At 63.3% G+C, this 12,422-nt stretch carries 6 protein-coding genes; 4 read left to right on the top strand and 2 right to left on the bottom strand.

Annotated features, from left to right (window positions below):
* Positions 1–446: 446 nt before the first annotated feature.
* Entirely contained in the window at positions 447–3,851 is a 3,405-nt protein-coding gene (locus AB870_RS15735; protein WP_157112357.1) for an autotransporter family protein, read from the top strand.
* A gap of 725 nt (positions 3,852–4,576) precedes the next feature.
* Positions 4,577–7,618 (top strand): autotransporter family protein, encoded by a 3,042-nt coding sequence (locus AB870_RS15730; protein WP_167362710.1) that lies wholly within the window; start codon positions 4,577–4,579, stop codon positions 7,616–7,618.
* Positions 7,619–7,758: 140 nt separating this feature from the next.
* Here the strand turns inward: AB870_RS15730 and AB870_RS15725 are convergent, their stop codons facing one another.
* Together AB870_RS15725 and AB870_RS15720 are read right to left on the bottom strand one after the other, a co-directional pair.
* Positions 7,759–8,823 (bottom strand): porin, encoded by a 1,065-nt coding sequence (locus tag AB870_RS15725; protein ID WP_047905442.1) that lies wholly within the window; start codon positions 8,821–8,823, stop codon positions 7,759–7,761.
* Positions 8,824–9,343: 520 nt separating this feature from the next.
* On the bottom strand, positions 9,344–10,273 hold the full coding sequence (locus tag AB870_RS15720) for a LysR family transcriptional regulator (RefSeq protein WP_047905441.1): 930 nt from the start codon (positions 10,271–10,273) through the stop codon (positions 9,344–9,346).
* A gap of 210 nt (positions 10,274–10,483) precedes the next feature.
* Here AB870_RS15720 and AB870_RS15715 point away from each other — a divergent pair, with 210 nt between their 5' ends.
* Both AB870_RS15715 and AB870_RS15710 read left to right on the top strand, forming a co-directional pair.
* Positions 10,484–11,383, top strand: a complete 900-nt coding sequence (locus tag AB870_RS15715; protein ID WP_047905440.1) for a VOC family protein — start codon at positions 10,484–10,486, stop codon at positions 11,381–11,383.
* Entirely contained in the window at positions 11,284–12,375 is a 1,092-nt protein-coding gene (locus AB870_RS15710) for an NAD(P)-dependent oxidoreductase (RefSeq protein ID WP_237169958.1), read from the top strand. The genes AB870_RS15715 and AB870_RS15710 overlap by 100 nt, the downstream gene beginning before the upstream one ends.
* Positions 12,376–12,422: the final 47 nt, after the last annotated feature.

Genomic DNA, 12,422 nt, shown 5'->3' with positions numbered 1-12,422 from the left:
AGGCGAAATTGATAAAGGCGAAAACGTTTCATCGGTCGAAAATTTACGTGGCAGTGGCCACGGTGGTGGCAGCCATGGGGTTGCCGGCGCAAGCGGCGGTCCCTCTAGGCGAGATGGCCGAAGCCGCTTCATGGATTGAAAAGCGGGACGACGTCGTCAGTGCCCTGAGCGAGCGGTTGACGCAAGTGGGTGTCGAATTCGGCAAGAAGAATGAAATTTACGAGAATTTGTCCGCGGTGAAATCAATGAATTCGGACATTCTGTCGGATCTCCGAAGTACTGCCGTTGCGGCGGATATTGATAAAAAACTCCGGGAGTATTCCGAGAAAATCAAATCTGCAATTCTTGTTGTCGGCGTCTCGGGAGAGGAAGGCGAAGTTCAGCCGTGGATGAAAAATCTGCGTAAAGAAGATCTCGAAAGAACCAACAGGGAATTGAATAGTGTATTGACCGCGTCCGCACAGGAAAAGGCGGCCAAACAGGAAGCGCTGACCCGGTTTCTCGACGATCGTTCGGCATACGACCGCGTACGGGCGGAAGCGCTCGCGTTGAGTGAACAGATGCACGGGTTGCGCACCCGGGTCGAACGTTTGCGTCAGGTCGACGAAACAACGTTCAACCGGATGGCGAACACCCACGAGCTCGTTTCCCCGGCGCAGCCCGACCCGGTAAAGTTGACCGCCCTGTCGTGGCGCGACGAGAACCTGTTCAACAACGACTTCGATACCGGATACCCGGCAGGCGGGGATGTTCTCGGCAAGGACACGGTACTGGAACTGACGGCCCGCTCGGGACCGTGGTCCGAGGCGATGAAGGACGCCACCGATGGGGCTCGCGACGTGGGCACGATCCGTGCAACAGCGCAATCCAGGCACGTTGTGGGCGTCGCCGGCGGCACGCTGAACGTTCACCACGCGCTCGAAGCCGAGACCGCCGCCCTGGCCGTGCCGCAGGCACAGACGGGGATCACGGTGGCGGTGGGCACGAACGGCGTGCTCAATTTCGTGGCGAACGGCAAGGGCATCGACGGCGAGCCGGGCCATGTCGCGCTGATCGCCGGGCGAGGCGCCGATGCGCTTCAGGTAATCGACGGTGATCGCCCGGTGACGAGCGTTTCCGGTGACGCCCCGTCTACCGCCACTTCGGAAGGCGACGCCGGGCGCGGCAACGCCGGGAAGATCGTCTTCAACGCCAACACCACCGCCGGCAATGCCAGCATTCTGGTGTCTGACGGCGGGCAAGTCCGCTTCGAAAAGGGTGCCGATGCGGGCGCCAGTACGATCCTGGTGGACGACGGCAGCGCCCATTTCGAAGGCGCGAGTGCCGGTCGCGCAACGATCCGGAACTCGGACGAGTTGACGGCGAACGGCGCTTTCATGGGATCGAGCCGGATCGCCAACTACGAGGGCGGCAGCGTCGCGTTTTCGGACTCGCACCTCGAAAACATGGAAATGACGAACACGGGACACGCGGAGTTCTTCAACGTGCGGGGCGGCAATGCGCGCGTGGTGAATGGCGGCGACGCCAATCTGCGTATTCTCGACGCCGATCTCGACGACATGAGCCTCATCAACATGAGCGAGGCGACCATCGCCCGGTCGCGCGCCGGGAACGCGCGTATCGAGAACAGCGTGGACGGGGAACTGGCGTTTCTCGATACGGCGCTCGAAGGCGTCCACCTCACCAACAAGGGCCATGTGGCCTTCGCGGGGAAGACCACGGCACAAGATGCGCGCATCGCGCTCGAGGACGGGGCACTCGATGTCTCCATGGTCGGGGCGTCGCCCGAAGGGAACGCGCCGCAGCGCAAGATCGCCATCGGCTCGCTGACCGGGCGCGGCGATCTGGTCACGGGCGAGACGGAGGTGACGTTAGGCGCACTGGGCAGCGACGATGTTTTCGACGGCCGCATTCTCGCGTCGCCGGAATTGCAGGACGAGAGTGCGGGCAAGAAGCGCATGACCTCGCGCACCCCGGACGTGGCGCCGACGATCGAACCGGAGATGGCGCAATCGCCGGCGGCCAAGGGCTCGCGCCTTGTCAAGGTCGGCACCGGCAATTTGACGCTCACGGGCGACCAAAGCGGCCTGGCTTCCCTCGATGTGCAGGGCGGCAAGCTGACCGCGGCGCATGAAAACGCCCTGGGCTCGGGCACGGTGACGATCGGCAAGCAGGGAGCCGTTGCGCTGGCGAAGCCTGTCGCAGGCGTCGGACACATCGACAATGCCGGTCAGATCGATCTGGGGACGAACAAGCTCGCCGTCGCCACCTACACGTCGAAGCCCGGTGCGACGATCCGCTCGCGCGTGGCGAAAGTCGACGGCAATGTGTCGGGCGGGGCCATCGAAGTGGCGCAAGACAGCGATTTCACCCACACGGAGATCAATGTCGCCGTGGCGCACGACGTCGTTCTGGCCGACGTGCAGGACAAGCTCGGTGTGGTGAGCGTTGCCAAAGGAAAGACGGCAACGCTCGGCAAGGTGACGGTCGGCAGCATCACGGTGGACAAGGGGCCGGATCCCGTCGATCCGACCGACCCGACCGATCCGACCGACCCGACCGACCCGACCGACCCGACTGGCCCCGGCACGAAGGATCCGGTCAAACCGTCGGACCCGGACACCACGCCTACCGTCGATCCGGCCACGACGAACCCGACCGGTGTCGTCACCGCGCGGAACGTCGTGCAGTATCTGGCCGCCGATGGAGCCTACCGCGCGAACGAACGCGCCGTGCTCGGCTCGGTCAACGGCATCACCGTGGGCGATCTGACCTCCGGCAGGGTCGGCGGCGCGGTGCTCTCGGAAATGGCGTTGCAAACGGCGGGTTCGGACGAGCAACGCCGTGCCGCCAGCCTGCTGTCGGGCGAATCGCTGTTGAACAACGCAACGGCCGCACAGGGCGCGAACACGGCGTTCCAACGTGGCATGCAGGCGCGCATGCTCGCGGGCGGCGCGATGTTCGACGACAAGACCGCCAATGGCGCGAGCGCCGACGGCCGGGGTATTGCGGGATGGGCGTCTTTCGCCGGTGGCAACACGAGCCAGCGGGGCAACGCACTGTCGTTCGACGTTCGCGGTATCGATGGCGCAATCGGTGTGGACAAACGCATCGGCAACGACACGGTCGTGGGCGTTTCGTTGGGCATGGGCAACCAGCGCTCGAAGGCCGAAGGCCTGCCGGGCGAATCGAAGATCAACAGCGTCAGCGTGGGGCTGTACGGCTCGCACCTGAACGACGCCAACGTGTTCGTCGGCGGCGGTCTGTCGTACACGAATCATCGCCTGACCACCGAGCGCACGGTGGCCGCACGCAGCGTGTCCTCACGTCTGTCCGGCAAGACGGGCGGCAACACGTTCGGCGCGTTTGGCGAGATCGGCAAGCGTTTCGATGTCGCCGGGTTCAACGTCGATCCGTCGATCGGCATGCGCGTTGCGTCGACCCGCCTGAACGCGTTCGACGAGACGAATCGTGATGGTGGCACCGCTAACGGCGGGAACGACGGCCTGAAAGTCGGTGCCCAGTCGCAAACGTCGGCACGCAGTGTGCTGGGCGTGCGCCTCTCGCGCGATGTATTCGAGTTCGAGGGCGGCAAGCTCACGCCGTCGCTGCGCCTGGCCTACGAGCATGAGTTCGGCAGCACGCAAAGTCGCCTGACCAACACGATCTACGGCGCACCGCGCGCCTTCGACGTGAAGGGAGCCAAGCTGGGCCGCGAAGTCTTCACGGCCAATCTGGGCGTCGATCTCCAGATCAGGAAGCGACTCGACGTGCATGTCGGCGGCAACGTCAGCGTGCGAAAGGGAGAAAGCGCTCTGGCGGGTGGGATCTCCGCGAAGTATCGCTTCTAAGGCGCCCTGAGTCCAGGGTGGCCCTCGCGGGCCGCGAGGCGAGCGTTGCCGGTGGCTCGACGACAACCCGCCGTGTCCGAAAGGATGCGGCGGGTTTTTTCGTTTCGGTAGGGCGTTGCGGGACCGTCCGGATGGCGGATGCCCGGAACAAAGACGCGGGGAAATCGCTGAATTGCCTGGCCACTTCTGTTGCGCAGGTGCGTCAGGTTTCCCCGTGTTTGGGATGAGGCCGGCGTGACGCGATATCGATGTGAGCGATTATTGAAAATTAAAAATATTTATGTCGTATTTTGACGTTTATTTAAAGAAGTTTGTGTCGATGGGTTAAGTATCAAAGCTGTCGTTATTGGCGTAATTCGAGATAAATCGACTCCTAGAATTTGCCCGAGAGATGGCGGCTTCAAGTCGCCGTCCGAAGCGTGATGAGGGAAATCATCATTTGAGGCGAATTGAAAAGGAGTTGTCCAATGCAAGGGAATCGTCCGAAGTCTAATACTCGTTGTCAGACAAGGATCTGCTTGGCTGTGGCGGCGGTGGTGATGGCAGGGACACCGGTATATGCACTTTCTCAAACGCCCCAAACCAGTTGGCAGGATGAAAAAGAAGCGCGAGTCGGGGATCTGAATACCGAGGCCGAAGCGGCCGGCCGGGTTGCCGAGGAAAAGGAAAATTATAAAAAGAGCAACGATGTCCTGCTCGATTACAACGATCAGGTGAAGGTCGTCATGACCAGTTCGGAATCTGTCGAGAACAAGATCGCGATTTTGAAACGGCTGGCGAAAATAATGGAGGAAAAGGCAAAAGACATTCTGGGGAAATCGCCGCCCGCCTGGGATCAGGCGTTGGCCGCAGATCTAAAGAGCTTGTCGGAAAAAATCAACGAATTGAAAGTGGACAACGGACAGTTCGAGGAGAAAACAAGAAACGCGCTGCTGGGCGGCCTTTCCGATAACGACGTGAAGTGGCACGACGCCAACAAGGCCTTCGAAGCCGCCGAACGCGAGAAGGAATTGATCGCGTACAAACGGGACCGGTGGAATGGTGTCAATAGCGAAACGGATCTCGATACGCTGAAGAAAACCTATCAACTGAACGCCGGTACGACGGACGCCATCAATAATCCGGACGGCGTGCTGACGTGGAACGACAGGAATCAGATCGATTTCAAGAACGAGACCGCGCCGGCCCCCGGGCAAACCTTCATCGACGCGAACGCCACGCTGGAAATCACGAAACGTTCGGGAGAAAAGTCCGACGCCATTACCGGCGCGGCCAACGATACGCGCGAGGTCGGCACCATTCGGGCCGTTGAAGAGGCCAATCACACGATTCTGGTCGACGAGGGGACGCTGAAGGTGCATCGGGGCATCGAAGGCGAGGCGTCGCTGAAAGTGGCCGTCGGCACCAATGGCGCACTGGATTTCGTCTCGGGCAAAGGCGTGGATCCCGCCGCGCAGAACATTCTCCTGAGCGCGGGCACCACGCAAGGCAAGCCGCTCGGTGCAGGCGACAAAGGCGGACGCATCGCCTTCGAGCAGGGCACGAGCGCCGGCGGTGCCCATATTCTCGTTGCCGATCACGGTGAACTGCACTTCCGCCAGGGGGCGGACGCGGGCCAAAGCCAGATCGCGATTCGCGAAGGAGGCGTGGCCGGGTTCGATGAAGCGGCCGCCAAAGGCGCGGTCATCTCAAACGACGGGACGCTGACCTTTCTCAAATCGAACGGTGACGACGCCGATGTCGACAACCACAAAGGCGCACACGTCGTTTTCAAGGATACATCGCTCGATCGCCTGCATCTGAAGAACGCCGGCACCGCGAACCTGACCGGCGCTACCACGGCCGATGCCGCCACCATCGAACTGGACGGCGGCGTGCTTTCGCTCGCGGATACGGCATCGCTCGCGGCCGATGCGCCGCGTGCCGGCACCGGCCCCACGCTCGGTATCGGTTCGCTGTCGGGCACCGGCGAAGTCATCACCGCGGGCAAATCGCTGCAACTCGGCGCCCTGAACCGAAACGACGTTTTCGGCGGCCGTATCCTGAGCGGTAGTCAGGGCGGGGCGGGCGCCCACGTCAGCAAAGTCGGTACGGGCCACCTCGTGTTCAGCGCAGACCAGAGCGGCATCGAGACATTGAACGTCGAGAACGGCACGCTGACGGCGGCGCACAGAAACGCCCTTGGCACCGGTTTGCTCACGCTTGCCGAGCCCGCCACGATCTCGCTGGCCAACGATGTCTACGACGTCAAGACATTCGAGAACGCCGGCACGCTCAAGCTCAATGGCTACAAGCTGGTGATCGATTCCTACGCGTCGAAGGGTGAGAAGGCCAAGATTCTTTCCGATGCGAAAAAGGACGCCGACGGCATCCACCGCGGCACGCTCGAAGTGAACAAGGACGGCGACTTCACGAAGACGAAGATCGTGCTGCGTCCGGTCGATACGTCCGTCTCGCCGGAAGAACTGCTCGAGAAAAAGATTCAGGTCGTGGTGCCCGGCAAGGACGCCAAGGTAAAGCTCGGCGAAGTCGATTACGGCAGCATTCCCACGAATCCTTCCGGCGACGGCGGCGACGACGGTTCCGTCATCATCGATCCGAACAAAGGCATTGCGTTTCTCGACCCGAACGCCCCCTACTCGGGTAACGAAGGGGAATTGCTCGCATCGCTTGGGGGAGTCACGCTCAACGACATCGTCTCGGGCCGGGTCGGCGGGAATGTGCTGGGGCAGATGGTCTTGCTGCCCGCGGGATCGGCGGAGCAACGGCGGGCAGCACGCATGCTCTCCGGCGAATCGCTCGCGAACAATGCAACAGCAGCCTATGGGGCGGCCGATCAGTTTCGCGCCAGCATGCAGACCCGAATGCTCGCCGGCGGGTCGATGCCCGATTGCAACACCACGGCCGGGCAGCGCGCAGGCGAAAACGGCACGGCCGTCTGGGGCTCGTTCAAGGGCGCGGGCGCGAATCAGGAAGGCAGTGGCACGTCGTTCTCGACCAGCGGCATCGATGGGGCATTTGGCGTGGACAGGCGGCTGAACCGGAACGCGCTCATCGGCGCGTCGTTCGGGCTGGGCACGCGAACGTCGCGGGCGAACGACCTGCCCGGCGACGCCAGCGTGCGCACGGCAAGCGTCGGCCTCTACGGCTCCTACCTGAGCGATGCGCGCTGGTTCGCCAACGGCGGCGTGTTTTTCTCCAACCACAACCTGACGAGCGATCGCACCGTCGCCGCTCGCGACGTCTCCGCGCGCGTCTCCGGCAAGACCGGTGGCCGGACCATCGGCGTCTTCGGTGAGCTCGGGCAGCGCGTGATTGCAGGCGGCATGAACGTCGATCCTTTCCTCGGCATGCGCCTCGCGTCGACACGGCTCGACGGCTACGACGAAACCGATCGCGATGCCACTCAGGGCAACAACGGCTTGCACGTCGGCTCGCAAACCAGCAACTCCCGACGCGTGATCGCCGGTGTGCGGCTGTGGCGCGAACTCGTCAACACCGCCGGGGGGAGTGTCATTCCGTCGTTGCGTCTGGCTTACGAGCATGAGTTCGGCGACACGCAAGGCAGCCTGACGAATGCCATTTATGGTGCGCCGCGCTCGTTCACGGTCAACGGCGTGAAGTTGGGGCGCGACATCTTTACCGCCGATCTGGGCGCCGACATCCGGGTCACGCGGCAACTCAACATGCATGTCGGCGGGAACCTCAGTCTGCGCTCCGGCGAAAAGGCGGTGGCAGGCGGCGTGAGCGCGAAATACAGCTTCTGATCGTTGCCGACGAAAAAACAAACCGCGCGGCAGTGACCGTGCGGTTTGTCGTGATGGGCTTGCGCGATAGGTGACGCACGACGCGGGGTGCGAGACGCCACTCGAACAGCAGAACCTTACAACATCGGAACCTCGGAACCTCAGAACGAATGCGAGATGCCGATGTAGGCGCCGGTCTGGCTCTTCCCGGCGGGCGGGTTGTCGAGCGAATCGCTCGGAATCGCCGCGACCGAGAAGCTCTGGTTCGCGCTGTTTTTCACGTAGGCGATGGTGCCGTAGAAGAAGGTCCGCTTCGAGAGGTTGTAAGTCGTTCCCAACTCGAACATGGTGGCATGCCCGAAGCCGCCCGGCACGTTCACGTGATACACCGCGGCATTCGCGGCCCACACGGCAGTGGCCTGATACTTCACGCCGGCCCAGTAGTGATCGGCGCGCGTGGCGAAGTCGGGAGCCGGCGCGTCCGGTGCCGCCATGTGTGTGTAGCCGAGCGAAATCGTGAAGCGGTTCAGGAAGACGTTGGCGCCTGCGAAGTACTCGCGCGACGTGGCGAACACGTCGGTAAAGCGCCCGTTGGTGTCCCGGATTTCGTCGTACAACGCACGCAGCTGGAAACGATCGTGCGTGTACGTCAATTGCGCCCCCATGCCCCGGCCGTTATTGAACTGGCCGGCAATATTGGAGAAGGCATACTGCCCCACGACATCGAAGCCGTACCAGTTCGGGCTCTGGTAATTGACGGTGTTGCTCGCCTGCGGCCAGTTACGTCCGCGTACAAGCGAGGCCGACGAGAAGGCCTGCTGCTGGAACGGATCGAAGTCCCATACCCCGTTGCTGATGAACAGGTTGCGACCGAGCGTCAACTGACCCCAGGTGAGCGAGTTCAGGCCGACCAGCGCGCGACGGTCGAACAGGGAACCCGAGCCGTTATTGTTGAACCCGTTCATCAACTGGAAGCCGGCTTCCAGATTGAACACGGCGTGCAACCCGCGGCCGAGGTCTTCATAGCCGCGCAGGCCGAACAGGCTCGTACCGTAGTCGCCGCCCTGCGCGCTCCAGCGCGAGGCGGTGCCGCCATTCCCGTCCTGCAAATTGTTCATGAACTGAAAGCCGCCATCGACGCGGCCGTAGAGTTGCACGCTCGATTGAGCGTGCGCAAATGTGCCGATGCTGCAAAGCAGGCTTGCTGCAATGAGCTTCTTTTTCATGATCTGCTCCCCAGATTGCGTTTTGCCCCGCACCTCTTTGCGTGGTGATGACCGCCGTCGTCGCCAGACCTTTGCATGGCCCCGAGCGGAAGCCATAGGTGACGTCGTCGGAAAAGCCTGAAATTTCGTTACGAGTGACGAGAAATCGGCAAGCGGAAACGCCTGGGCAACGGGCGCCGCATGGGGGAGTGCGGCCGGTTGCGAGTGATGCCGTCACGCTCTGGTCGTCAGAGATCGTCGTCATGGCAGTCCACTGGCGTAGGGTCGGCTGGCAATACGCTGTGCGCGCACTGTCATGCGACCGGAATGGGTGTCGGGCCAGGTGAGATTTGTCTCGTAGTGCGACGCAAACCCGCACCTGTTCGCCTGTTTGGCTTCTTTATATCCGAATTTTTCGGCACGCAATATAAGGGAAAGGCTTAGTCCCCGGTTTGTTGCGTGCCAGCAACCGAAATGGCTCGCCCGGCGTGTGCCCGGACCGCAGAATTTGGCCGGTGGACTTCAGTCGGGCGTTTCAGCGTCAGTCCGGCGCACCGAAGGCTTCCATCTTGCTGGCCAGATGGGTCAGCAGGCGGTTGGCCGCGCCGGACAGGCGGCGTCCGGCGCGGGTAATCAGGTGGGCTTCCGCGCGATTGAGAATCGGATGGTCGATGGCGACCGCGCACAGCACACCCGCCTCGATTTCCTGCGACACGGCGAAGGTGGGCAGAAAGGTTGCCCCGAGTCCGGCGCGCACGAAATGCTTGAGTACGGAAATTGAATTGGTCGTGACGGCAGGCGTCAGCCGGTGCTTCTCGGACTGTTCGGCCAACTCCATCAACTGGCGCGTGCCGTACGAGCCGTGCATGAGCGCGAGCGGCACGTCGTAGAGGGCGTCGAGCGTCACCGCACCGGCCTTGTCCGCCTGCGCGATGAGCGCCGAGCCGGGCGCGACGATCGCGTGGACCGGCTGCGCCATTTGCGCCCGCGAGACGATCTTGGGCTCGGCGGGCGGATTGTAGACGAGGCCGATATCCGCGTCGTCCTCGGCCACGAGGCGCATGACTTCGTTGGTCCCCGCCAGATCGAGCGTGAGCGTGATATCGGGGTAGCGCTTGCAGAAGTACTGCAATGGCGCGCCCATCAGATCGCTGACGAATCCTTCGCCGACGGCCAGCCGGATGTGGCCGCGCCGCAATCCGCGCACTTCCTGGAGCTTGGCGAGCAGGTCTTCCTGGTGCGCGCGTTGCTCGCGGTAGTACTCCATGAGCAGACGCCCGGCCTGTGTCAGGTGCACGCCGCGCTTATGGCGTTCGATCAGCGGCAGCGCCAGTTCCGCCTCCAGCAAGGCGATCTGGCGGCTCACGGCGGACGGGGCGATGTCGAGCCTGTCGGCGGCCGCGCGCACCGTGCCGCACTGGACGGCCTCGTAGAGATAGGACAGACGGCTTTCGTTGATGGCAGGTGTCATAGCCTAAAGACTAATTATTAGAACAAAAATCTTCAAGCGTTGTCATTGAGCGTCCATTTTTTTCAATCCACACTGCGAGGCATGCGGATCGGCCCCAACGCCGGGCAACGAACCCAGGCGAGGCCCGGTGTCGGCGGCCCGATTCCGCGCCAGTTTTGACGCGACCCCGGGTCACCTGCCATGACCGGCAGGGTCCCTCGGAGACACCCGATGATTCCTCCGCGCAACACGCGATTCGGCATCGATCATCCGCTGGTCACCGTGCATGACCACCCGCGGCGCCTCGCCCATTACATGCGCATGGGCTTTGCGCCGTCCCCGGTGTCGTATCACCCGTGGGGCACCGTGACGTCGCTGATGATGTTCGGCGACAACTTCATCGAACTCATCGGCGTGGACGACGCCGGCAAGTTCGGCACGAACGCCGCGGGCGACTTCTGCTTCGGGCGCTACCTCGGCAGCTTCCTCGGCCGGGAAGAGGGTGTCTCGCTCGTCGCGCTGCATAGCAAGGACGCCCGCGCCGATCATGCCCGCCTGACACAAGCCGGACTGAGCACGCAAGGCATCCTTGAGTTCCGCCGCGCCATGCGCAAACCGGACGGCACCCCAGATGAGGCGGTCGTCTCACTGGGCCTGTTCATCGACGACACGCTGGGCGACGCGTCCAATTTCATCTGCCACCAGCATCGCCCCGAACTGATCTGGGTGCCGGAATGGCAACAGCACGCCAATGGAGTGACGGGCATTGTCGGCGTCACGTACGTCACGCCCGATACCGTTTCGCTGCGCACGCTCGCCATGCGCTGGCAGCGCATGTACGGCGCCCGCCACGTCGATCTTTACGACGGCGGCGCCGTGGCCGACACGGGATGCGGTCACCTGCGCGCGATGTCGCCGCAGCGCGCCGAAGCGCGCTACGCCGCAGTGGGGCTGCCCATGGCGCAAGGCGTGCGCACGCATGCGGTGGCGATCACGCTGCTCGCGCCGGATCTGGCGCACGTCGAAGCGTTATGGCGCGAGCATGGCGTGCCCTACGGCTACAACGAGCATGGGCTGGTGGTCGAGCCCGACTTCGCAGGCAATGTCGTGCTGGAATTCGTGAACCACTAGCGCGGCGACACCCGGAATTCAATGCGCGTCGGCCGGATGTTCCGGCGCGCAGAGCAACGCGGCGTCGCCCGTGGGGGCGGCGTCATTCTCGCAGTCAAACTGGAGTCAACATGAAAATCATCGGAGTGGTCGGACTGGGCAATATGGGACGCGGCATGGCGCTGTCGTTGCAGCGCGGCGGTTTCACGGTGCTCGGTTTCGATCCGTCGCCGGCCGCCGGTGCCGCGCTGGCCGAGGCCGGAATCGGCCTGCGCGCCTCGGTTGCCGAATTGGCCCGCGAAGCCGACGCCCTCGTGCTCTCGCTGCCGACGTCGCAAGTGGTCGAAGCCGTAGTGAACGGCGCCGACGGCATTGCCGCGAACGGTCGCGAAGGACTGATCGTGGTCGATACGTCGACGGCCGATCCTCAAAGCACCCGCAAGCTTGCCGTCACCCTGCGCGAGAAGGGCATCGCCCTGGTCGATGCACCGGTCTCCGGCGGCCCGAAGGGCGCGCTCAACGGTGCGCTGACGATGGTGCTGGGCGGTTCGGCGCACGACATCGCCCGTATCGAACCGGTGCTCGCGGCCATGTCGGCGAAGCGCGTGCATATCGGCGATGTGGGCGCGGGCCATGTCACCAAGCTCATCAACAACCTGATGTGCGCGGCCCACCTGGTGATCGCGGGTGAAGCCATGCGCCTGGCGAAGGCCGCCGGTGTGGCGCCGGAGCAGGTGCTCGAAGGGCTGAACGCCGGTTCGGGGCGCAGCGGCGTGACGCAGACCAACTATCCGACGTGGATCCTCAACGACGCCTTCGACTCCGGCTTCACGATGAAGCTCATGCGCAAGGATGTGCGTCTGGCCATGGCTCTCGCCGAGCAGGCCGGCACGCTTGCCACGGGGCCGCTGTCGGCCGAAGTCGGCCGCCTCTGGGCCGCGAGCGCGGCGAGCGTGGGCGACGACGAGGACTTCAACCGTATCGTGCAATTCATCGAGCCGGGTCGCGCGTAAATCGCGTCCGCAATTTCATTTTTCGTTTGACGGCATGACGCGTCGCT

This window comes from Pandoraea faecigallinarum, assembly GCF_001029105.3.
Classification (GTDB): Bacteria; Pseudomonadota; Gammaproteobacteria; order Burkholderiales; family Burkholderiaceae; genus Pandoraea; species Pandoraea faecigallinarum.
The sequence above is the reverse complement of the archived record's forward strand: the minus strand, read 5'-3'. Positions and strand labels throughout refer to the sequence as shown.

Bases quoted from the DNA above. Each gene is read 5' to 3' on its own strand.
- AB870_RS15730 (WP_167362710.1), top strand. From the start codon at position 4,577: ATGACCAGTTCGGAATCTGTCGAGAACAAGATCGCGATTTTGAAACGG.
- AB870_RS15725 (WP_047905442.1), bottom strand. From the start codon at position 8,823: ATGAAAAAGAAGCTCATTGCAGCAAGCCTGCTTTGCAGCATCGGCACA.
- AB870_RS15720 (WP_047905441.1), bottom strand. From the start codon at position 10,273: ATGACACCTGCCATCAACGAAAGCCGTCTGTCCTATCTCTACGAGGCC.
- AB870_RS15715 (WP_047905440.1), top strand. From the start codon at position 10,484: ATGATTCCTCCGCGCAACACGCGATTCGGCATCGATCATCCGCTGGTC.
- AB870_RS15710 (WP_237169958.1), top strand. From the start codon at position 11,284: ATGGCGCGAGCATGGCGTGCCCTACGGCTACAACGAGCATGGGCTGGT.